This is a genomic window from Pseudomonas sp. MM227 (genome assembly GCF_947090715.1).
Taxonomy (GTDB): Bacteria; Pseudomonadota; Gammaproteobacteria; order Pseudomonadales; family Pseudomonadaceae; genus Aquipseudomonas; species Aquipseudomonas baltica.
In genome coordinates this window covers 1126689-1151595 of the sequence record NZ_OX352319.1, presented here as the reverse complement: position 1 = coordinate 1151595, position 24907 = coordinate 1126689, and the positions used below count along the sequence as shown (strand labels likewise).

Annotated in this window: 12 protein-coding genes; 10 read left to right on the top strand and 2 right to left on the bottom strand. The window is 61.7% G+C overall.

Annotation, left to right across the window (positions count from 1 at the left end; all coding sequences use genetic code 11):
• Positions 1-49 precede the first annotated feature (49 nt).
• The 10 genes from ONG87_RS05140 (at position 50) to ONG87_RS05095 (ending at position 23390) form a co-directional block, all read left to right on the top strand.
• Positions 50-1573, top strand: a complete 1524-nt coding sequence (locus ONG87_RS05140) for a fumarate hydratase (protein WP_264382335.1) — start codon at positions 50-52, stop codon at positions 1571-1573.
• 188 nt (positions 1574-1761) lie between these two features.
• Complete coding sequence (locus ONG87_RS05135) at positions 1762-5304, top strand: Tc toxin subunit A (RefSeq protein ID WP_264382334.1); 3543 nt, start codon at positions 1762-1764, stop codon at positions 5302-5304.
• 87 nt (positions 5305-5391) lie between these two features.
• A complete protein-coding gene (locus tag ONG87_RS05130; protein ID WP_264382333.1) occupies positions 5392-10182 on the top strand; it encodes a neuraminidase-like domain-containing protein in 4791 nt (1596 codons plus the stop codon).
• Between the two features lie 108 nt (positions 10183-10290).
• On the top strand, positions 10291-14727 hold the full coding sequence (locus ONG87_RS05125) for a SpvB/TcaC N-terminal domain-containing protein (RefSeq protein WP_264382332.1): 4437 nt from the start codon (positions 10291-10293) through the stop codon (positions 14725-14727).
• Between the two features lie 531 nt (positions 14728-15258).
• Positions 15259-18144, top strand: a complete 2886-nt coding sequence (locus ONG87_RS05120) for a ribonucleoside-diphosphate reductase subunit alpha (RefSeq protein WP_122479351.1) — start codon at positions 15259-15261, stop codon at positions 18142-18144.
• A gap of 162 nt (positions 18145-18306) precedes the next feature.
• Positions 18307-18648 carry a DUF305 domain-containing protein gene (locus tag ONG87_RS05115; RefSeq protein ID WP_122479352.1) on the top strand — a complete coding sequence of 114 codons (342 nt, stop codon included), beginning with the start codon at positions 18307-18309 and terminating at the stop codon, positions 18646-18648.
• A gap of 50 nt (positions 18649-18698) precedes the next feature.
• Complete coding sequence (gene nadE / locus ONG87_RS05110) at positions 18699-19526, top strand: ammonia-dependent NAD(+) synthetase (RefSeq protein ID WP_192103936.1); 828 nt, start codon at positions 18699-18701, stop codon at positions 19524-19526.
• 54 nt (positions 19527-19580) lie between these two features.
• A complete protein-coding gene (locus ONG87_RS05105; protein WP_122479354.1) occupies positions 19581-20483 on the top strand; it encodes a LysR family transcriptional regulator in 903 nt (300 codons plus the stop codon).
• Positions 20484-20865: 382 nt separating this feature from the next.
• A complete protein-coding gene (locus tag ONG87_RS05100) occupies positions 20866-22167 on the top strand; it encodes an MFS transporter (RefSeq protein ID WP_122479355.1) in 1302 nt (433 codons plus the stop codon).
• A gap of 35 nt (positions 22168-22202) precedes the next feature.
• Positions 22203-23390, top strand: coding sequence for a M20 aminoacylase family protein (locus ONG87_RS05095; RefSeq protein ID WP_264382331.1), 1188 nt, complete (start codon positions 22203-22205; stop codon positions 23388-23390).
• Here ONG87_RS05095 and pdxJ read toward each other — a convergent pair.
• Both pdxJ and recO read right to left on the bottom strand, forming a co-directional pair.
• Positions 23387-24130 (bottom strand): pyridoxine 5'-phosphate synthase, encoded by a 744-nt coding sequence (gene pdxJ, locus ONG87_RS05090; RefSeq protein WP_192053694.1) that lies wholly within the window; start codon positions 24128-24130, stop codon positions 23387-23389. The genes ONG87_RS05095 and pdxJ overlap by 4 nt on opposite strands.
• Positions 24131-24171: 41 nt before the next feature.
• Positions 24172-24858, bottom strand: coding sequence for a DNA repair protein RecO (gene recO, locus ONG87_RS05085; protein ID WP_122479358.1), 687 nt, complete (start codon positions 24856-24858; stop codon positions 24172-24174).
• Positions 24859-24907: the final 49 nt, after the last annotated feature.

The window sequence follows — 24907 nt, the reverse complement described above, 5'->3', positions numbered from 1 at the left end:
ACCTGACCGGCTTTTTCAACGAATGTTCCCCACAAGAGGAGCGCGCCCCATGACCGTGATCAAACAAGACGACCTGATTCAGAGCGTCGCCGACGCCCTGCAATTCATTTCCTATTACCACCCCGTGGATTTCATTCAGGCCATGCACCAGGCCTACCTGCGTGAAGAATCCCCGGCGGCGCGCGACTCCATCGCCCAGATCCTGATCAACTCGCGCATGTGCGCCACCGGCCATCGGCCGATCTGCCAGGACACCGGCATCGTCACCGTGTTCGTGCGGGTAGGCATGGATGTGCGCTGGGACGGCGCCACCATGAGCCTGGACGACATGATCAACGAGGGCGTGCGCCGCGCCTACAACCTGCCGGAGAACGTGCTGCGCGCGTCCATCCTGGCCGACCCGGCTGGCGCTCGCCGCAACACCAAGGACAACACGCCGGCCGTGATCCACTACTCCATCGTTCCCGGCAACACCGTGGAAGTGGATGTGGCCGCCAAGGGCGGTGGCTCCGAGAACAAGTCGAAGATGGCCATGCTCAACCCGTCCGACTCGATCGTCGACTGGGTCCTCAAGACCGTGCCAACCATGGGCGCCGGCTGGTGCCCGCCCGGCATGCTCGGCATCGGTATCGGCGGCACGGCCGAAAAGGCTGCGGTGATGGCCAAGGAAGTGCTGATGGAGTCCATCGACATCCATGAGCTCAAGGCACGTGGCCCACAGAACCGCATCGAGGAGATCCGCCTGGAGCTGTTCGAGAAAGTCAACCAGCTGGGCATCGGCGCCCAGGGCCTCGGCGGCCTGACCACCGTGCTCGACGTCAAGATCATGGACTACCCGACCCACGCTGCGTCGCTGCCGGTGTGCATGATCCCCAACTGCGCCGCCACTCGCCACGCCCACTTCGTGCTCGACGGCTCCGGCCCGGCTGAACTCGAAGCGCCGGACCTGGACGCTTACCCGGAAATCGTCTGGGAAGCCGGCCCGTCGGCGCGCCGGGTCAATCTCGACACGCTGACGCCCGAAGAGGTGCAAAGCTGGCAGCCCGGCGAGACCGTCCTGCTCAATGGCAAGATGCTCACCGGCCGCGATGCTGCGCACAAGCGCATGGTCGAGATGCTGAACAGGGGTGAAACCCTGCCGGTCGACCTCAAGGGCCGCTTCATCTACTACGTCGGCCCGGTCGATCCGGTCCGCGAAGAAGTGGTAGGCCCTGCCGGCCCGACCACCGCCACGCGGATGGACAAGTTCACCCGGCAGATCCTCGACCAGACCGGCCTGCTGGGCATGATCGGCAAGTCCGAGCGCGGCCCAAGCGCCATCGAGGCGATCAAGGACCACAAGGCCGTGTACCTGATGGCCGTGGGTGGCGCCGCCTACCTGGTGGCCCAGGCGATCAAGAAGTCGCGCGTGGTGGCCTTCGAAGAACTGGGCATGGAAGCGATCTACGAGTTCGACGTCAAGGACATGCCGGTCACCGTCGCCGTCGACAGCAAGGGTGAGTCGGTGCACATCACCGGGCCGGCCATCTGGCAAGCCAGGATCGCCGAAAGCCTGGCGGTGGAAGTGCAGTAAGCGTTTCGTGCTGAACCGAGAAGCCCGGCCCTGTGCCGGGCTTTTTGCGTTCATGAGCCGGATTCAGCTGGACTGGCGACCCTAACCGCGTGGCCACGCTTTGCCTACCTATCAGTTCTGTGGATACCCCGCTCTCGGCAGGCCCGCTAAAAAGTCGGCCCTGATTACCCCCTTGAGCGAGGCACACCATGAACACACCTGAACTCCCCGACCCAGTTTTCGACGACGGCGACCACCTGCCTCCCGAGGTCGAGCTGCCCGAGCTGGCGGATCCAACACCCAACCCGCTGTTCGACAACCTGGTTCCGCTCACCCCGGTAAATCGCCTGCCGGGCAGAATGAGCTTCACCGACGCGATGCCGGAAATGGGCATGAGCTCGGTGTTCGACATCATTCGCCAACCCAAGGCCGAGTTCACCCGTCAGCTACGCACCCTCAGCGATGCCGATGGCGACCTGGCCTACAACAATGCCCTGTGCTACGCCACTCAGATCGCCCGCTCCTATCGTGAAGACGCCGTGTCCTCAGGCCGCAACCTGCCACTGATCGCCCCACAGACCGGCGTGCGTGCACTGGTCAACATCGGCCCGAGCTACCCCAACCTGTTCAAGGAAAACTGGGACCAGTTCTGCAAGGTCGGCGCCATCGAAGCCATGGACGGCCCGGTGGCCTACCTGGGCTCGTTGCGCCGCTTTGCCCAGCAGAAGATCGAAGGCGCGTCCACATCGCCACTGCGGATACCGCTGGCGGTGCGCCGGCCGGATCTGGACAGCCTGGTGATCGACGAGCAGAGCACCTATCAGAGCCGCCCGATGCTGGACCTGGTGAACGATGTACTAAGCCAGGGCATTGCCAAATACCAGACGCAGAAAGGCGACGCCCGGCCGATTCATCAACTGCTGGCCGAGAAGAAACACCCGTTCGTGTTTCCCTATCACTTTGCGCATCAGCAGGTGAGCTTGGCGTTGAGCGGTGAAAAGCCGACGCTGGGGGAGTTGAACTATAAGCTCAACGACAACCTTGCTCGCACTAACGCCTGGACAAATCTGGCACAGGTCGCCCTAACTGGCTTGAACCCGGTATTGCAGAAAATGGTTCAAGCGCCTTCTTTATTTAGCCATGCGTATGTAGGGCTCAGTCGGTTGCTGGATGACAAAAGACTCTATCTACCTGGGCTGGAAGCTCTTCGACACTTGCCTGTGGGCTCCTCAGGCTTTCTGCTTCGCGACCAGTCAGGGATCAGTAATGTCACGCCTCCTGCTACTGAGCTTATTCAGAGCCAGGGCACTGATCCCACAATCGCCGCATTGGTGTTCAGTCAACCTGGCAAACCTGATAAACAGTTGATACTGCATCTGTACTCGCAGGATGGGCCCGCTGCCTATTTCCGAGTAATGAATCATCACGTGATAACCTCGGGTAGCAACAGCAAAGCCTTGCAGTTGCGCTATCTCGGTGATGCGCCCAGCCTCCAGGACGCCGCAGGTTATCAATGTACGGTGATTGTAGAGGGAAGAGCAGTTAGGAATCTGGAAACCTCACGCCATCAAACAAAAGTCGTTGCACAATGGAAAGTTACCTTTACGCCTGAAGATGATTATGCGCTAACACCAGAACAGGTCCTGTTCTTCCAGGAACACTTTGGCCTGTCCTTTACCCACACCTCGTTCAATCCGCTCACGGCGTTGAATACCTTTACCAACTCCACTTCGCTCGAGGCTAAGGAAGTGGAGCACCTGTTGGCAGTCAACCGCTATGCCCCGGTCGGTTCTCCGAACTACCGTACCGCCAATCGCGTGGTCCATGGCTCCAGCAGCCTCAAACCATTTCCCCGATCCAACCATTTCGGTGCGTGCTATGTGAACGGCATGGGTGGCCTCGACTCAGGCACTGTGAATTACAACTACCACGATAACACCATCGGTTTGACCCAAATGGAAGGGAACGGGAGCTGGCATCTTACCAACACAAGTCTGGAACGCTGGGACCGTCTGCAACGGATGGTCCGCCTGCAGAGAAACGTGGGGCTGACATTTGATCAATTGGATACGTTACTTATCAGCGCGATCCGTTCAGAAGGCGACGCGAACCTCGACCAGCAGATCAACCTCAATACACTCAGAACCTTGGGCACGTTCCGCTTTTTTAATCGCCATTACGGCATCGACGTCGACGCCTTCGCCGCCTTCGTCTACCACGTCAGCCCCTATGCCATTACCGGGCAAACACCGCTTCTGGACAAAGTATTCAATACACCCGTGCTCTTCGATAGGCCTTTGGTGATTGATGACGGTGGTTTCAACCTGAACTCCTCTGATCCACTGCACCAGAAAACCGTCGCGCAACTCTGCGCAAGCCTGGGCGTTCAACCAGGCCAAGAGTTCGAACGCTTGGTCGCCGACACCCTGACTGCCGTGACGCCATTGAAACGCTCGCTGGCAGTGGTGTCCTCGCTTTACCGCCAAGCCCGTATCGCGCAGATGTTCGGTCTCTCGGCCAGCGAGTTCTGGGAGCTGACGACCTTGCTGGGTGGCAGCGCCTATCGCGGGTCGATTGCCAGCGGTCGCTTGAAAGCGCTGGACTCCGCTGGCAAGGACATCCTCGACATCCTGATGGAACTGGACTGGGCCGTGCGCTGGCTCAAGGCCAATAAACTCACGGTCACCGGGCTACTCGCCTTGTTGAGCACGGACGCTGCACAGGAGCCAGGCAACGCCCTGCTCGAGCGCCTGCAGCAGATGGCCGATGAGGGCCGCGCCTCGACCGTGAACGCCGCTACGGTTTCCGCCCTCGGTCTACCCAACAAAGCCACCGGCGCGGCCATCGACTGGCACATGGAACTGGGCAAAGGGACCTCAGCCATTATCGATGCGGCTGGGCTGGTGAAGGCGCTTCAACCAACGCTGACCGACACCGATCAGCAGCAGCTGGCAGAAAAGGTTCGCTCCCTGGTCGCCGCGCTGGGGCTGGCCGCCAATGACGTCCAGATCGCCGAAGACACGCTGAATACATATCTGGCCAACGCCCTCAGCCGGCAGCAGAGGCTCGTGGAAGGCCTGCTGCAGGAACACACCACGCTCCTGCCGGAATTGGCGGTGTGGGTCGCCCAGTGCGCCGATGTTTCACCTTACCGCCTGCTCGAACGCACCTTCCAGGCCTGGCCAATAAACGCCGAGCCCGATGCCGCCAAAGTGAGTGCGGTTCTGGCCGACCTGCGCCAGATCGGCACCTGCGCACGCGCTGTCAGCTGGGCCAAGGTTGGCACCGCAGCATTGCGCACCTTCGTCGTCAACCCGGCGTGGCTGGGGTGCGACAGCCTGTGGCCGTTGTCCTTGAACACGCTGCACCTGCTCAAGGCCTACGACAGCCTGTTCAACACCTTGGGGCAGCCGGAAGAGCGCCTGCTCGGTTACGTGCAGCAAGCCAATGCATTGGTATCCAGACGCCCCGGCAAACGCCAACTGGCGGTCCAGTCGCAAACCTGCAATGCCGCACTGGCGAGCTTGCTGGGCTGGAGCGAAAGGGAGGTGGCGGTGCTCACCGCGCTGCTGCCTCAGCAAACCGCCAAGACCGTTGCCCATATCGACTGGGTGCGCCGCGCACAGGCCCTTTCGCTGGAAACCGGCCTCAACGCCGCGACCCTGCTCAAAGCCTGTTCCCTGCATGCCAACAGCCCCGAAGCTGACTGGCAAGCGGTGGGCCAGGCGGCCATGGCGGCTGTAAACCGCTGATTCACTGGGTGTCCAGGCCGGCCCCTTCGCGGGCAGAGGGCCGGGCCTGACACCCATCCATACATCCTCAATAACGGAACTCATTGCATGACCATCGCAGCCACACTCAACGAAAGCTTTCGCGACGCCCTCGTCGCCTACTACCTGGGCGAAGTCGTGCCCAACGACGCCACTCTGGCCGACCTTGGCCTGGCCAATAAACTGAAAACCGAAAACGACCTGTACGAATACCTGCTGCTGGACACCCAGGTCACCCAGGCCGTGGAAACCAGCCCCGTAGCCAGTGCCATCGCCAGTCTGCAGCAGTACATCAACGGCGCGCTGCTGGGCATGGAGCCGGGTTACAACGACGTACGCTTCAGCGAAGCGCTGCTCGGCGAATGGCGCGACCAGCGTAGTCAGTACCCACTGTGGGCGGCCAACCAACAGTTGGCCTGGTACCCCTCGCTGTACATCGATCCGTCGCTGCGGATGAAGAAATCCAGCTATTTCCAGCAGCTCGAGAACGACATCAATCAGAACCGCATAAGTTTGGACACTACTCAGGAGGCGGTGCAGAACTACCTGGCCAGCTTCGAGGAAGTGGCCAATCTGAGCATCATCAACGGTTACATCGCCGGCACGGACTTCAAGGAGTCCACCTACTACTTCATCGGCAAGTCCCGCGCCGAGGGCGCCTACTACTGGCGCTCGGTGAACATGGCCGAACGTACCTACGTCAGTGGTACTCAAGGGCCGAAGGTGGACAATCCGAACCCAGGGGCTTGGTCGGACTGGAAACGGGCCACCCTGCCGATTTCAGACTCTGCCATCGAGCAAACCATTCGCCCGGTCTATTTCAACAACCGTCTGTTCGTTGCGTGGGTAGAGGCCGCTGACAGCACGGACTCTGCGAACAGTGGCGACTTGGAAGCCCCATCGTCAAACGCCGACGGCATTTACCCAGACCAACCTTTCACCGACTCGAAACCCAAAGCAACAAAGCGACTGCGGCTAAACCTAACGTACAAAAAGTATGACGATAGCTGGAGTGCGCCCCAATGTTATATAGATGTGGATTTTGACCTCTCGACACTTAACCTGGCGTCACTGAACGATATCAACACAATCGCCGTCACAGATGTAAGCACCAGCCCGGAGTCACTTTTTCTGGCGGTCTATGCAGGTTATACACATGTGCCAACAAGTACGGATGGATCATCTGATAAATACAAATTGCTAAGAACACTGGAAATCGACAAAAACTTCAACGCGAAATCCCTGTTCCCCTCGGAGGGCCGAGTAGACACCCGCAAAACAACACCAAGCGATAAACGTCTGGACGTACTTCGTATCGGCATACTATTCGCCCAACACAACCGTGGGGCGCTCCAATTCCCCGTACTAGGGGCGTCGATTAGGTTGGTCGGACGCTCTCATTCACCGCACAGCGGAACTCAGACGGTGACAGGATGGAACTACTCCGGCTGGCAAAGTCGTATCGCGGATGTGACGCCGAGCAACGGAATTACGCTTGATCAGGCCTCGATGAAGCTGTCAGTCGAGACAAATATATCGACTGCGTTCGAGGTAACGCAACGAGCAATAGTCTTGAATCATGCAGGGCCAAATGACCAAATAAGCCTAACACTACTATATGACCGCCCTGATCCCGAGGCTAATTATGTAACGCTATTGCGAGATTCATTCATTTACACCACCCATGACATGTTCAAAAAAACCGCACAACAGTCTTTTCATTTTCAGATCAATGGCATGAATAACTGCCTGGTGGATTATGACTTTATACCTTACGTCAGCCTCCCAACTCGAGACAGCTCTATGAATGCCATAGACTTATCCGGCAAAAGGCTTTCCGTGGCACTGATTCACAGCCTGGAAGCCGGCGAGTCGAGTATCGACTTGAATATCTATAATTGGTCGGAACCAGAATTTCTACGAATCCCCAATATCCAAGCGTGGAGGTTCACCGGTACGCTCAACTACCGTCAATTTTTTGCATTTTCCAAAGATGTTGCCGACCCAACGCCCACCAACATCCTGAACGGTCGATGGAATATAATAGATGGCGTGGCTAAGGCTGAACTAAAGCCCGGTGTCGACAAGGCTCGTATTCAGATCGCCGTGGACCCAGACACCTTACGCCCGGGGTGGTATTCCACGTGGCCAGATGCAGGTAAGAAATTCACGCTTCTGCACGGAGTTTATATTGATGACGTCAATGCATATGGAAGTAGGACCGCCATTGGTCATGCCCTGAAAGCGACGGAGATCGAACTTGTTCGCAATGGAGAGGGCGACTCACTCCTCGCCCCGAAGATTACGACTTCCGTCAATCCTACACTTGGGGTGGCTGAGTTCATTGATTTTTCCTGCTCGACCATTAGCAAGAATGACCAAAACAATGCCGATCGCCAACCGATCCGGTTGAACACCTTGTTCGCCCGAAACTTGATCGAACGTGCCAACATTGCTCTGGAAAATCTGCTGTCCTGGGAAACCCAGCTACTTCCGGAACCGGCATTGGGAAGCGCCGCCGCTCAGCCGCCCATGGACTTCAAAGGCGCCAACGGCCTGTACTTCTGGGAGCTGTTCTTCCACCTGCCGTTCCTTATCAGCCACCGCCTGAACACCGAGCAACAGTTCAGCGAAGCCGAGCACTGGCTCAGCTTCATCTTCGACCCGAGCCGACGCGCCGACAGCAGCGGCCGTCCCGACTACTGGAACGTGCGCCCGCTGGTGGACGACCTGAGCCGCGAGCGTGCCACCCGCGCGCCGATCGATCCGGACGGCATCGCCAGCGACAACCCGGTGCACTACCGCAAGGCGGTGTACAGCCACTTCGTTCGCAACCTGCTGGACCGCGGCGATGCAGCGTATCGCCAGTTGACGCCGGATGCGTTGAACGAAGCCAAGCTTTGGTATGTGCGCGTGCTGGACCTGTTGGGCCCGCGTCCGGACAAGCGCCTGGTCAGTGGCTGGAAGCCGCTGACGCTGAAAAAGCTGTCGGATTCGGTCAGTGGCGGGCTGCGCGCGTTCGAGCAACGTCTGATCGAGCAGGAGCGTCTGGTCGCCGAAAGTGCCGCCGAGAACGACGGTCGGTCACTCATCATCTTCCAGCAGCCGCCGCTGGCGCTCATGCCTTTCGCGGTCGACCCATCGCTGGCCGAACTCGACAGCCCGCATTTCCGCGTGGCCCTGAACCGCGAACTGGTGCAGAACTGGGACACCGCCGAAGCGCGGCTGCGCAACCTGCGGCATAACCGCACCCTGGACGGCAAGCCGCTGCAGTTGCCACTGTTCGCCGCACCGCTGGATCCACGCGCGCTGATGTCGGCGTTCGGCTCTGCAGCCGCCGGGGGCGGTAGCGGTCGATTGCTCGGCCAGGAAATCCCGCACTACCGCTTCAGCGTCATGCACAACCGTGCCAGTGCTGCAGTGGAAAACCTGATCCAGTTCGGCAGTACGCTGCTGTCGCTGCTCGAACGCAAGGACAACGCTCAACTGCAGGAAATGCAACAGCAGCAAGCCTGGGACATGGCCAAGCAGGCCATCGTCCTGCAGCAGCTGGTTCAGGGTGTGGAGGCCGAAGGCCGCAAGGCGCTGTTGGCCAGTCGTGCAATCGCTGAAAACCGCTTGAGCCATTACGCCACCCTGGCTTCTGAAGTCGTGAGCGCCGGCGAAGTATCTGCCGGCGCCTTGCACCTGCAAGGTCGAGTCGCCGAAGGGGTGGGTTTCGTCTCCCAGGCCATCGGCGAGGGCCTTAAGGTAGCGCCCAACCAGGTCGGTGCAGTGGGCGGCGTGATCGCCGGCATGGCCGGTGGCGCAATCGTCGGCGCCACCACCGGCGGCTGGCGCCTGGAAGGCGTCACCGGTATTGCCACCGCCGTGGCGCAGGGCATGGCCACCGCGTTCCATGGTGCAGCCGAAGCACTGGACCGCACCGAGCAATACCGTCGTCGCCATCAGGAATGGATGCACGCCGAAGACCAGGCCAAACGCGAGATCGAGCAGATCGATGCGCAGCTGGCGGTGCACGACGAGCAGGCCAAGGTCACCGCCGAGCAACTGCGTCAGACCGAACTGATGGTTGACCAAGCGGCTACCACCTATCAGTTCCTCAACAAACGCTTCACCAATGCCCAGCTGTACCAATGGCTCAACGGTCAGTTCGCCACGTTTTACTACCAGGCCTACGACACCACCTTGTCGCTGTGCCTGGCGGCCGAAGCGTGCTGGCAGTACGAGATCGCCGACTTGAAGACCCGCTTCATTCAGCCGGGTGCCTGGAAGGACAGCTACCGCGGCCTTACCGCCGGTGAGTCGCTAAAGCTCAACCTGATGAAGATGGAAGCGGCCTATCTGCAACGCAATGCGCGCTCGCTGGAGATCACCAAGACCGTATCTGTGCGCCGTCTGCAGGAAACCGAGGCCAAGCCGTGGGCGATCATCGTCGAGGACCTGGGCAAGACCGGTGGGCTGGAAATCAAGCTGGAACAGGGCCTCTTCGACAACGACTACCCCGGCCAGTACCTGCGCCGCATCAAGCGCTTCAGCGTGACCTTGCCAGCGGTGCTGGGCCCTTACGAGGACCTGGCGGCCGTGCTTACGCAAACCTACAGCAAGGTGGAAATGGCCGACACGGTGGGTGCCAACGTCTGGGAAAACATGCGCGCCAGCCAACAGATCGCCCTGTCCAGCGGCGTCGACGACGACGGCATGTTCACCCTGAACTTCGACGACGAGCGCTACCTGCCGTTCGAGGGCACAGGGGCGGTGTCGACCTGGAACCTGCGTTTCACCCGCTCCACGCCCGAGCTGTTGGCGGCGTTGAGCGATGTGATCGTGCGGGTTAGCTACACGGCGAAGTCGGCGTAGTTCGGGCGGTCGCTTTCGCGGGCAGAAGGCTCGCAAACAAGGCGACTCATCATTCAAAGGACCGGGCCACGCGCTCGGTCTCTATCCCATCTTCAGTGATACCTACTCATGAATACACACCACGACACCCCACTGGCGATCAACACGCCTTCACTTCCCAAAGGCGGCGGCGCCATCCAGAGCATCGGCAAAGGCTGGGGCTCGGTGGGCGCCAGCGGCGCTGCCTCGTTCAGCATCGCGCTGCCACTCTCACCTGGCCGCGGCGCCACCCCACAACTGGGCTTGAGCTACAGCAGCGGCGCCGGTAACGGCCCCTGCGGCATGGGCTGGGGGCTGAGCCGCCAGAGCATCGCCCGGCGCACGCAAAAAGGCGTACCGGCGTACACCGTCGACGACGAAATGGTCGGCCCGGGCGGCGATGTCCTGCTGCCACAGCGCGACGCCCAAGGCGTCATCGTCAGCACCACCGTCCATACCTTTCGCGGCCAGGCGCTGGGGGCCAGTTACCGAGTGACTCGCCACTGCCCTAGAGTGGAAGGCAGCTTCGCGCGTATCGAGCATTGGCAGCTGGACGATGCCGACGCCGGGTTCTGGCTGGTCCATGGCAGCGATGGCGGCCTGCACCTGTACGGCAAGCGCGCCAGTGCGCGCGTCTTCCCAGCCCACGCGCCGCAGCAGGTGGGCGAATGGCTGCTGGAGGAATCGGTAACGCCCACCGGCGATCACGTCGTCTACGAGTACCGCGCCGAAGACGGCGTTGGCCTGCCTGAAGGCGATGAACGCGACCACAGCGCCCAGCGTTACTTGAGCCGTGTGCGCTATGGCAACTTCACCGCCCATGCACCGCTGTATTTGTGGGATGAAGCGAGCCTGCCCGAGCATTGGCATTTCGACCTGGTGCTGGACTATGGCGAACGCGCCATCGAGCAGGGCAGCGTACCGACCTACGCCGCCAGCCAGCCCTGGCCGCTGCGGCCCGACCCCATCGCCAACTTTGCCTACGGTTTCGAACTGCGCACCTTGCGGCGGTGCCATCAGGTGCTGATGTTCCATCGGTTCGACGAACTGGGCAGCGTGCCCATGCTGGTCAACCGCTTGTGGCTGGAATATCGCCAGTGTCACGGTTACAGCCTGCTGACGGCCGCCATCGCTCAGGCCTGTGAAGGCACCGAGATGGTCGAACAGCCGCCGCTGGAATTTCGCTACGAGCATTTCCGCTTCGAAGACGCGCGTTACCGCGGGTTCGAAGCGATGCCGGGCCTCGACGATGGCCAGACCTATCAGTTGGTTGACCTGTATGGCGAGGGCCTGCCCGGCGTGCTCTACCGCCAGGACGACAGTTGGCGCTACCGCGAACCGGTGCGCGGCGATGACTCGGCCGACCCAGATGCCGTGGCCTACGCACCTTGGCAGCAATTGCCCAGGCAACCGGTCGCGGACGCGCGCAAGCCCGCTCGCCAGTTCCTCAGCGACCTGACCGGCGACGGCCGCCTGGATTGGATCGTCGCCCAGCCCGGGTACAGCGGTTTCTTCACCTTGGGCAACGATCGAGCGTGGTCCGGTTTCCACCCGTTCGATGCCTTTCCACTGGAGTTCTTCACCGCCGAGGGGCAAATGACCGACCTTGTCGGCGATGGCCTGCGTGATTTCGCGATGATCGGCAGCCGCAGCGTGCGGCTGTACCCCAGCGCGCGCGACAAAGGCTTTGCCCTGCCCCGTGACGTTGCCCACGCCGACGACGCGTTGCCATTGGCCAGCAACAGCCAGCATGAGTTGGTGGCGTTCAGCGACGTGCTTGGCAGTGGCCAGCAGCACTTGATCCGCATCCGCCATGACGAGCTGCGCTGCTGGCCGAACCTGGGCCGCGGCATGTTCGGCAAAAGCTTCAAGATGGCCAGCCTGCCGTTTGCCTTCGGTGAGTTCGATGCGTCGCGGGTACGCCTGGCTGACCTGGATGGCTCCGGCGCCGCCGACCTGATCTACCTGAGCAGCGAGCATGCGCAGGTGTTCCTGAACCAGAGCGGCAATGGCTTTGCCGAACCGGTGCTGCAGGCCTGGCCCCAGGGCCTGCGCTACGACAACAGCTGGCAGGTCAGTGTTGCCGACCTGCAAGGGCTGGGCTGTTCGAGCCTGGTGCTCAGCGTACCGCACCTGCCGGGACAGCATTGGCAGCTGGACTTCAATTCAGGTCGCAAGCCCTACCTGCTGGTGGGGTCGAACAACAACATGGGCGCCGACACCCAGGCCTGCTACCGCAGTTCGGCTCAGGAATGGCTGGATGAAAAAGCCGAACAGCTGGCCGCAGGGCTCACACCGGTTGCCGAACTGCCGTTTCCGGTGCACGTGGTGGTGGGCCAGACCCAGCACGACGAGATCACCGGCAATACCTTGAGCCAGCGCGTGCAGTATCGCCGAGGTCATTACGATGGCCGCGAGCGCGAGATGCGTGGCTTCGGCCTGGTGATCGCCACGGACTCCGAAGCGCCGTCGGCGAGTGCCGAGCCAACCTCGCCAGTGCTGCTGACCAAGACCTGGTACCACACCGGCCGAGCAGTGGATGAAGTCCTGCATGGCACCGTCGAGCATGATCCGCAGGCACGGACACTGGGCCCGATTCTGCTGCTGCGCCACGATGCCCAGACCGGCAATGACAGCATCGTCACCGAGCAGGACGAAGGCTTGCGCCACGACATGGCCCGGGCGCTCAGTGGTCAGGTGCTGCGCACCGAAGTGTTCGGCCTGGACGGTCAAGCCTGCGCGGCGGTGCCTTATTCGGTGCAGGTACAGCGCCCTGCCCTGCGCCTGCCGCAACCGCGCAGCGCGCGGCAGCGTTACGCCACCCTGCTGCCCATGACCCTGGAAACCCTGAGCTACCAGTACGAGCGCATCGCCGACGACCCGCAATGCAGCCACAGCGTGCAATTGCGCGCCGATGCTTTCGGTACAGTGACCCACGCAGTCAGCATCGCCTATGCCCGGCGCAAGCACGAGATCGACACCCCACCCTACAGCGACGAACACGAGCAGACCTGGTGGCGAGATGCGTTCGACCCGGCCCAGCATCGCTATTACTTCAGCGAAAGCCGCGCTCAAGCCATTCATCTGGCCGATGACCCACAGCACTGGCGCTTGCACCTGCCCTACCGGGCACGTGGCAACGCCTGGTCGTTGCCCAAGGCCGACGTGACACTGGACCAGCTCGGCTACGAAGCGCTGTTGCGTGACGATGGGCTGTTGGGCAACACCGCGCCCAGGACCCTGACCGCCTTGAGCATGCAACGCTATCAAGGGTGCAGTGACGGCAGCGCCAGTTTCCTCGCCCTGGCCGACTTCGCCGAGGCGGCTGAGCTGGATGAAGCAGCGCTGCAAGCCTATGAAGAGGTATTGGAACCGCAGGCGCTGGACGCCAAGCTGGTGGAACTGGGTTATCGACCCATGCCGGCATTCCTGCCCGAAGAGCCGGACCGCGTGCTGTGGTCGGTGCGCCAGGGGTATGCCACCTACGGCGACGCCCAGGCGTTCTACAAGGTCCAGGCCTACCGGCAGAGCCCCGCGATGGGTGAAACACGCGTGCAGTACGATGCCTACCAGTTGCTGCCAGTGAAGGTAATCGCCGCCGATGGCTGCACTACCCAGGCACGGTATGACTACCGGCACTTGCAGCCGGTGGACGTGGTCGACCCCAACGACAATCGCCAGCAAGCCAGCTATGACGCCTTCGGACGCTTGTCGCTGAGCAGCTTCTTCGGCACCGAGATGGGCGAGCCGGTGGGCTTTGCACCGTTGCAGGGCCAGACCATGGCCGGCAGTATTGCCGAAGCGATTGCCGACGACGCCGCTGGCCTGGGTGACTGGGCCATGGCCTATATCCATGAAGGCGATGCCTGGATGGGCGAGGTGCCCGCCGTTGGTGTGACCGACAGCTACGCGCTGGGCGAGCAGGTAATGGCCGGTCGCGTGACCCTGAGTGGGCAGTTGCGTGCCTCCGCTCGCAAGGGATGGCAGCAAGGCCTGTTGGCCGACGCGGTCGCCGAGACTCTGGCGCCACTGGCCAGCTATCCTCGCCAGCCGGTTCGCGTGGCGGCGTTCCAGGCCGATCGCTACCCCGGCGACCCCGAGCGCCAGGTACGCATGAGCATCGAGAGCTTCGACGGCTTCGGGCGCAACCTGCAAAGCAAGCAGCGGGTCGAGCCCGGCATGGCCCACCAGGTGGACGGTGACGGCATGCTGCTGGCCGAGGATGCCCATGCCGATCCACGCTGGCGGGTCAGCCAGCGCGTGGAGTACGACACCAAGGGACAGGTGATTCGTGTGTACCGTCCGTACTTCGCCAACAGTGATCGCTATATCGATGACGCCAGCCATCGCGATGCCGAGCACAGCTACCATGATCTGCAGCGCTATGACGCCCTGGGACGGCCGACGGAAACCTGGACTGCGGCGGGCTGGTTGCGCCGCCAGCGCCATACCCCTTGGTACAGCATCAGCGAAGACGAGAACGACACGGCCGAGGAGGTGCTGGCGATGCGCGCTGCCGAGGCTTGATCCCTGCCGCCGCCAGCCCGGCGGACACTGCTCGCAGGGCGGCATGTCGCCGCCCTGTCGAGCCATGAAGTGACAGCGTCGCTTGCCAAGCCCGGTGAGCGTCAGTTGTCTAGTGGGCCTGTGGCGAGGTTCACCAAAAGTCTGGGGACAAACGGTCATTTGCCTCCAGTCCAGACACGGCGCGGGCTAGCGCCGTCACCCACACAATACCCACATGTTATCCACAGTCTGGCACCTTGCAATGACCCCCAGACCGCATTATCTTGTATCCCCGGCGCGCAAAACCACTACATGTAGGGTTTCGCCTGAAAAACCAAGCACAAGTCAAAGCAAGAACTCAAGCCCTTGCAGCGTGCTTTCCCCGAGTTTTTTCGCCCACGAATTCTCCGCCTGCCGCTACCTGCGGACGGCCGCATTTTCCGCTCTTTCCTACACCCGGCTGAAGGCCTCGGCCTTCCGCGGACAGCTTTTCGGTGACGGACCCAACGATTGGCGTCCGCTCAAATTTTTGAACGTGGAGATACTCACCCCATGCAAACCGACACAACTCGCGAGAACTCGCCGGCCAAGGCGCCGCAGGCCAACGATGCCAATCTGGATCTGGCCGCGACCGCTCCAGGCCAACTGCGCGTGATCAAGCGCAACGGTACCGTGGTCGGCTACACCGACGACAAGATCACCGTGGCCATCACCAAGGCGTTCCTTGCAGTTGAAGGCGGCAACGCCGCCGCCTCGTCGCGCATCCACGACACCGTCGCGCGCCTGACCGAACAGGTCACCGCCACCTTCAAGCGGCGCATGCCATCGGGTGGCACCATCCACATCGAAGAGATCCAGGACCAGGTCGAACTGGCCCTGATGCGCGCCGGCGAGCAGAAGGTCGCGCGCGACTACGTGATCTACCGCAACGAGCGCTCCAAGGAGCGCGCCACCCGCACTCCGGCCGATGCACCGGTCGAAGCGCACCCCAGCATCCGCATCACCAAGGCCGACGGCAGCCTGGCGCCGCTGGACATGGGCCGCCTGAACACCATCATCAACGAAGCCTGCGAAGGCCTGGCCGAAGTCGACGGTGGCCTGATCCAGAAAGAAACCCTGAAGAACCTGTACGACGGCGTGGCCCTCACCGACGTCAACACCGCCCTGGTGATGACCTCGCGCACCCTGGTCGAGCGCGAGCCGAACTACTCGTTCGTCACCGCCCGCCTGCTGATGGACACCTTGCGCGCCGAAGGCCTGAGCTTCCTGGAAGTGGCTGAAAGCGCCACGCACCACGAGATGGTCGACCTGTACGCCAAAGCGCTGCCCTCCTACATCGCCAAGGGTATCGAGTTCGAATTGCTGAACCCCGTGCTGGCCACCTTCGACCTGGAAAAACTGGGCCGAGCGATCAACCACGAGCGCGATCAGCAATTCACCTACCTGGGCCTGCAGACCCTGTACGACCGCTACTTCATCCACAAGGATGGCGTGCGTTTCGAACTGCCGCAGATCTTCTTCATGCGTGTGGCCATGGGCCTGGCGATCGAAGAGAAGAACAAGGAAGACCGTGCGATCGAGTTCTACAACCTGTTGTCGTCGTTCGACTACATGGCCTCGACCCCGACCCTGTTCAACGCCGGCACCTTGCGTCCGCAGCTGTCGAGCTGCTACCTGACCACCGTACCGGACGACCTGTCGGGCATCTACGGCGCGATCCACGACAACGCCATGCTGTCCAAATTCGCCGGCGGCCTGGGCAACGACTGGACGCCAGTGCGCGCGCTGGGCTCGTACATCAAGGGCACCAACGGTAAATCCCAGGGCGTCGTACCTTTCCTGAAGGTCGTCAACGACACCGCCGTGGCAGTGAACCAGGGCGGCAAGCGCAAGGGCGCGGTCTGCGCGTACCTGGAAACCTGGCACCTGGACATCGAAGAATTCATCGAGCTGCGCAAGAACACCGGTGATGATCGTCGTCGTACCCACGACATGAACACCGCCAACTGGATCCCCGACCTGTTCATGAAGCGCGTCTTCGACGACGGCAAGTGGACCCTGTTCTCGCCCAACGAAGTACCGGACCTGCACGACCTGACCGGCAAGGCCTTCGAGGAGCGCTACGAGTACTACGAAGCGCTGACCGAGTACAACAAGATCAAGGTATTCAAGACCGTCCAGGCCAAAGACCTGTGGCGCAAGATGCTCTCGATGCTGTTCGAAACCGGCCACCCGTGGCTGACCTTCAAGGATCCGTGCAACCTGCGCTCGCCGCAGCAGCACGTGGGTGTGGTCCACAGCTCGAACCTGTGCACCGAGATCACCCTGAACACCAACAAGGATGAAATCGCGGTCTGCAACCTGGGCTCGATCAACCTGCCGAACCACATTGCCGACGGCAAGCTGGACACCGCCAAGCTCGAGCGCACCATCAACACCGCCGTGCGCATGCTCGACAACGTGATCGACATCAACTACTACTCGGTGCCGCAGGCGCGCAACTCCAACTTCAAGCACCGCCCGGTCGGCCTGGGCATCATGGGCTTCCAGGATGCGCTGTACAAACAGCACATCCCGTACGGTTCCGATGCCGCCGTCGAGTTCGCCGACAAGTCGATGGAAGCGGTCAGCTACTACGCCATCCAGGCGTCGTGCGACCTGGCCGACGAGCGTGGCGCCTACGAGACGTTCCAGGGCTCGCTGTGGTCCAAGGGCATCCTGCCGCTGGATTCGCAACAGATCCTGATCGAGGCCCGTGGCCAGAAGTACATCGATGTCGACCTCAACGAATCGCTGGACTGGGCGCCGGTCCGTGCCCGCGTGCAGAAAGGCATTCGCAACTCGAACATCATGGCCATCGCACCGACCGCGACCATCGCCAACATCACCGGCGTGTCGCAGTCGATCGAGCCGACCTACCAGAACCTGTACGTGAAATCGAACCTGTCGGGCGAGTTCACCGTGATCAACCCCTACCTGGTTCGCGACCTGAAAGAGCGCGGCCTGTGGGACTCGGTCATGATCAACGACCTGAAGTACTACGACGGCTCGGTACAGCAGATCGAACGCATCCCGCAGGAATTGAAAGACCTCTATGCGACCGCGTTCGAAGTGGACACCAAGTGGATCGTCGACGCAGCCAGCCGTCGCCAGAAGTGGATCGACCAGGCCCAGTCGCTGAACCTGTACATCGCCGGCGCTTCGGGCAAGAAGCTCGACGTGACCTACCGCATGGCCTGGTACCGTGGCCTGAAGACCACCTACTACCTCCGTGCCCTGGCCGCGACCAGCACCGAGAAGTCGACCATCAGCACCAGCAACCTCAATGCAGTGTCGAGTGGCGGCAACAGCGCCCCGATGCAGGCCGCGCCAGCCGGCCCGGCTCCTGTGCCAAAGGCCTGTGCAATCGACGAGCCGGATTGCGAAGCTTGCCAGTAAGCGGCGGCTAGACCCTGAAGCCCGCCTCACGGTAACGTGAAGCGGGCTTTTTTGTGCTCGGCGCGCGGACGCTGTTCTCGCACATCCCGAAACACCGCACGTGGAACCTTCCCCACGGTTACCCGTCAACCCCTCGAACCCACTCTCGGATTGGTCACTACCATGAAAACCACCGCTGCCCTGCTCCTGGCCTGTATGGCCGCCCCAGCCTTTGCCGCCGAAATGTCGCACAGCAACAGCGACATGACCCCAATGCAGCACGAGTACATGATGAGCATGGAGACCATGCAGAAATCCATGCACGAAGGCGGCATGGAAACCGACGCCGACGTCGCTTTCGCCAAAGGCATGCTGGCCCACCACAAGGCCGCACTGGACATGGCCAGGATCGAGTTGAAATACGGCAAGGACGCTGAGATGCGCAAGCTGGCCGAGGACATCATCAAAGCCCAGCAGGCGGAAATCGATCAGATGGAGACGTGGGTCAAGAAGCATCAGAAGTGATGTAAGCTTTCGCCCTATCGCGCTCGCCCCCCACTTCAAGGAGTCCGCCCATGAGCAACCGCCAAAGCGAAATCGCAGCCGCCCTGGCCGTGATCCCGCCGTTCGCCGATGACCACGCCATCGACCAGGAAATGGAACGCCGCAAGGCGTTCATCAAGCAGTGTCTGACCACGGCCGGCTTGAAGGTTCTGGTACTGGGCATCAGCGGCGGCGTCGACTCGCTCACGGCCGGGCGCCTGGCACAGGTGGCCATCGAGGAACTGCGCGAGAGCAGCGGCGACCCTGACTACCGATTCATCGCAGTGCGCCTGCCCTACAACGTCCAGCACGACGAGGACGACGCTGCCGCCTCGTTGCGCTTCATCAAGGCGGATGTCGAAGAAACGGTGAACATCGCCGATGCCGTGCAAGGCCTTGCCCAGCAGACAGCACAACTGCACGGTCTGAGCGATGCCCGTCGCGACTTCGTCATGGGCAACGTCAAGGCACGGATCCGCATGGTCGCGCAGTACACCATCGCCAATGCCAACAATGGCCTGGTGATCGGCACGGACCATGCCGCCGAGGCCGTCATGGGGTTCTTCACCAAGTTCGGTGATGGGGCGTGCGACCTGGCGCCGCTCAGCGGGCTGGTGAAAAACCAGGTTCGTGCCATCGCCCGCCGGCTGGGGGCACCGGACAATCTGGTGATGAAAGTGCCAACGGCCGACCTCGAAGAACTGCGGCCCGGCAAGCCGGACGAAGACGCCCATGGCGTGAGCTACCAGCAGATCGACGCGTTCCTCCACGGTGAGCCGGTGGGCGACGAAGCCTATGGGATTATCGTGAAGGCGTACGACCAGACGCATCACAAACGTGTGTTGCCGTTTTCGCCTTGATTTCCCTTCGATGTGCGGTTGATCATCTGAACAGGTCAGGGAGATCAACCCACAATGAAATTGCATCAACTGCGCGCACTTGTCTGTATTCATGAAACCGGGAGCCTGCAAGACGCCTCGCACGTGCTGCACCTGACGCAGTCGGCATTGAGCCGGGCGATGAAGGAACTGGAAAACGAACTGGGGGTTACCCTTCTGGTTCGTTCCAACAAAGGCATGAGCCTGACCGAGCATGGCCAGCGCATGCTGACCCACGCTCGCCAGGCGCTGGAAAGCGTGCGGCGAGCGCGTCAGGAAATCGAAGACATGAAGGGGCTGACCGTGAGCGAGGTCACCCTGGGAGTGACGCCCGTCACCGCGCTGCTGCCGCCACTGCAACAGACCCTTCTGCGTTTCCAGCAGACCTACCCAAACGCCGCGCTGAAGGTACTGGAGATGCGCCCTGCCCAGTTGCTGCAGCATCTGCGCGATGGCCTGCTGGACTTTGCCCTGACGTCGCAAGTGCCAAGCCATGCCGTAGGCCTGGACTGGCAGCCGCTGTGCCGCATTCCCGGCAGCGTGGCGGTGCGCAAGGATCATCCGCTGCGCCACGTGAGATCGCTGCGGTTACTGCAGCACGCCCAGTGGATCAGCGTCGATCCTGTTGCAGACAGCCAATCCCAGTTCAATCAACTGTTCGCCGGCAGCGCGCTTGGCCGCCCGTCCAAGGTGTTCGAATGCACCGCAATGAATCTGGCGCTGAAGATGCTGATCGAGAGCGATGCCGTGATGGTGGTCAGTGAGAGTGCCCTCGGGCCCTGCTGGGCGGGCATGACCGATATGGCCAACTACCTGCATACGCTTGGGTTGCAAGAGGCGGTTCCCGATTTTTCGGTCAATGTGGTGTGCGTGAACCAGGCCTACCTGACCCGGACCGCGAGCCTGTTGTTCGGTCAACTGCAGGCCAGCTTTGCGTAAACGGCCAACTGGACCAACGCCCTGACGGAGACCCCTTCAAAACAGCGGATTCAGACATTCCTAGTTGAGCAATACTCAAGCTCTTGCACGGACCGCAATTTCAGACGCTCAACATCGCCGACCCCCCAGGCTAGAGCCTACGGTCAGTGAATGAAACGGCTTCAGCTCAGCAGGCAACGCCTCCCACGGTTACCAACCTTCCCATTTTCCGCTACTCGTCTGGATGGTTTTGGGTCGCTCATTCCCCGCCAGCAGCGCCATCGGTATCAGTCGACGCCTCCATCGAAACCAAGCCACAAGCGCTTGATTAAATGTGATGTGCAGTGACTGAACCCATCCCCGACACTGGCCCGCACCACGATTCCGGGTACAGGCCTTACCTATGAAAAGCACTCTTGCCAGCGATTCACCTCTTCCTGTCGCCGATGCACCGCCCGCACCGCAGCCCAACAAGATGCGTCGGGTCATCATCGCTTCTTCCCTGGGCAACGGCCTGGAGATCTACGACTTCACCGTGTACAGCTTTTTCGCAGTCATCATCGGTCAGTTGTTCTTTCCCGGGTCCTCACCCATGGCCTCGCTGCTCATGTCTCTGGCGACATTTGCCGTCGGCTTCGTCATGCGGCCCTTGGGTGCGTTGCTCATCGGTCGAGTCGCCGACCGCCGAGGGCGCAAGGCTGCACTGTCGCTGACCATTGCCCTGATGACGGTGGGTACCGGAATCATCGCCTTCACACCCACCTACGCCAGTATCGGCATCAGTGCCAGTGTCCTGCTGGTGATCGCCCGGCTGCTGCAAGGGCTTTCGGTCGGTGGCGAAGTGGGTTGCGCGTCGGCGTTCATGATGGAGTCGGGCCGCACCGACAACCGTTGCTTCGTGGTCAGCTGGCAGGGCGCCAGTCAAGGCGCTGCCGCATTGCTGGGTGCGGGCACGGGCTTGCTGCTGACCAGCAGTCTCAGCGAGGCATCGTTGCTGGAGTGGGGATGGCGGGTGCCCTTCGTGATCGGCCTGCTGATCGGCCCGGTCGGCTGGTTCATCCGCCAGCATCTGGATGAAACGCATACGGCCACCGCCACTGCACCCTCGCTGGGACAGTTGCTCAATACGCAAAGCCGCACCCTGGTGCTAGGCATCGCCTGGATGTCGGCGACCACCGTGACCATGTACATGGTGGTCTATTACATGCCCACCTACCTGACCCAGACACTTGGCCGCCCGCAGAGCCTGGGGTTTGCCCTGGTCGGCCTGGCCAGCGCCCTGCTCGTCGTCATTACGCCCATCGCCGGCCGTTATGCGGACGGTTTCATTCGCCGCAAGCCGTTGCTCTATGGAGTTACCGGGTTGGCGCTGCTGACGGTCTACCCGGCATTCATGCTCTTGAGCCACGAGAACGTTCTGCTGTGCATCGTGGCCATCATCCTGCTGATTCTACCGATGGCGATCGGACTGGCGCCGAGCATGGCCATGCTGCTCGAAGCATTCCCCCGGGAACAGCGGGTGACCGGCATGTCGATCATCTACAGCGTCAGTGTGACGCTGTTCGGTGGATTCTCACCGCTGCTGGTGACATGGCTGATCAACGTCACCGGCAACCCATTGACCCCGGCGCTGTACCTGGTGGCCACCGTGGCGCTCAGTCTGTGTGCCCTGCGCCTGCTGCCAGAGCATCCCGGCCGCGACTGATCGTTCAATACACTGCAACACAGAGGAAGATGCCCATGAGCGAGCCCATGGTTCACCCGCACCTGCTCAGCACTGCAACACGATTTGCGACACTGCGCCAAGACATTCACCGCCACCCCGAACTGGGGATCGACACCTGTCGCACCGCGGCAATCGTGGCCGAACGGCTCGCTGCATGGGGTTATGAAGTCCATGCCGACTTGGGCAAAGGCGTTGTGGGCGTACTCAGGCGCGGGCAATCCACACGTACGCTGGGCATCCGAGCGGACATGGATGCATTGCCCATCCTGGAGCGCAACGGGCTGCCCTGGGCAAGCGAGCGTCCAGGCTGCATGCATGCCTGTGGCCACGATGGGCATACTGCAACCTTGTTGGCGGCGGCGGAGCATCTGGCGGCAGACGCTCGATTCGACGGCACCTTGAATTTGATTTTCCAGCCGGACGAGGAAGGTTTGACGGGGGCGCGCTCGATGCTGCAAGCCGACCTGTTCGCCAGGTTTCCCTGCGACGCGGTCTATGCCTTCCACAACATGCCCGGCTTGCCGGTCGGGGTGGCCGTGGTTCAGTCCGGCGCCTTCATGGCGTCTTCGGAAGAAGTGCAGATTACCCTGACAGGCCGAGGTGGCCATGGCGCCATGCCGGAACGCGCCATTGATCCTATACCAGCCCTGGCAGGCATCATCACTGCGTTGCAAACGGTGGTTTCGCGCAACCTCTCGACCAGCGACGCTGCGGTGGTGAGTGTGGGCAAGGTCCGCGCCGGTACCGTCTACAACATCATTCCAGAGAGCGCCACCCTGATGCTCGGTGTGCGTACCGCAACGCCTGCCGTACGCGAAAAGGTGGAGCAACGGATCCGCGAAATCGTGCAGGGGCAGGCAGCCAGCTTCGGCGTCACCGCAGCCATCGAATACCGGTTGCTGGCACCCGTGCTGGTCAATGCGCCCGAAGAAACCGCACGTATGCATGCCGCTGCCTGCGCGGTGTTGGGTGCGGACAATGTATTGCAGCAGATGCCGGTACGCTTGATGGGCAGCGAGGACTTTGCCTGGATGCTGAACGAGCGTCCAGGCTGCTATTTCGTCTTGGGGAACGGCACTGGGTCGTTCAATGGCTGCTCGGTGCACAACGACCACTATGACTTCAACGACGCCGTGATTCCCTTGGGCGCTGCGTGCTGGGCGCGGCTGGTGGAAGACTATCTGCAACCACTGGGCGACTAGCGTTTGCTTGCCGCCTGAATCAACGCCTTCATCTCGGCCACCGCGGCCTTGAAGCCTACGAACAACGCATGGGCCACCAGCGCATGACCGATGTTCAGCTCGTTGACCCCACGAATCGCGGCCACCGGCTCGACGTTGTGATAGTGCAGACCATGGCCGGCGTTGACGATCAGCCCGTGGCCCAGACCGAAACCTACGCCGTCGACTATTCGTTGCAGCTCATCGGCGACATCGGTCGGGGTCTGGGCGTCGGCGTAGCGACCGGTGTGCAGTTCGATAGCCGGCGCGCCCACCCGCTTCGAGGCTTCGATCTGGCGCTCGTCGGCATCGATGAACAGCGACACCTCGCACCCCAGCTTGCCCAGACGCTCGACGGCGGCCTTGATCTTGGCCTCCTGACCGGCGACGTCCAGACCGCCCTCGGTGGTCAGTTCTTCACGGGTTTCAGGCACCAGGCAGACGTGAGCCGGGCGAATCTGCTCGGCAAAGGTCAGCATGGCCTCGGTAACGCCCATTTCGAAATTCATTCGCGTCTGCAACACGTCCTTGAGCAGCAGCACGTCGCGCGGCTGGATGTGCCGACGGTCTTCACGCAGATGCACGGTGATGCCATCGGCTCCGGCTTCCTCGGCGTCGAGCGCGGCCTTGACCGGATCGGGGTAGCGCGTGCCACGGGCCTGGCGCAGCGTCGCCACGTGGTCGATGTTGACGCCCAGCAGAATGCGGTTACAGGTATTCACGAGAACTCTCCGAAAAATCCAAGCCACAGCATACGTGTTGGTCAGGGCTTGCGAAACAGCTCGCGACTGACCAGCGGCCGACCGCCCAGGTGCACCGCCAGGGCCTGGCGCATGAGGCGCTTGGCCGCGGCCAGTGCACCTGGCGTTTCCCAGCTGGCCTGGGCCATGGCCAGCAACTCGGCGCCCTGGAACAACCCTGGCTGCAACAGCTCGACCCGTTCCAGGCCAGCATCCACCAGCAAGCGGTACAAGCCGTCGGTCGCTACAGGTTCACCATTGACGTCGACGTCCAAGGCGAAGCCATAACCGAGCTGGTCCAACAGGCGCCACTCGAAAGAGCGCAGCAAAGGTTCCAGCGCACGCCCTGCGCCAAGTGCCTGAAGGGTGGCGGCATAATGCTCGAACAGCTGGGGGTGGGGGTCTTCACTGGGCAACAGGCGAATGAGCAGCTCGTTGAGGTACAGGCCGCTGAACAGCGCGTCGCCGAGCATCCACACCGCCACCCCGGCGGACTCCATACGTGAAACGTTCTTGAGTTCGCCCTTGCCGCGAAACTCGACCTCGAGCGGTACGAACGGACGCGCCAGGGTGCCCGCCTTGCCGCGCGCATTGCGCAGCACGGCGCGCAGGCGGCCCTGGGGGGTGAGGAAATCGACGAGGGCACTGGTTTCGCGATAGGCACGCGAGTGCAGGACGTAGGCAGGTTGTGGGGTCGGGGCATTGGACATGACTTACGCAAACCTGTAGCAGCGGCGCAAGCCGCGTCACGAACCCACG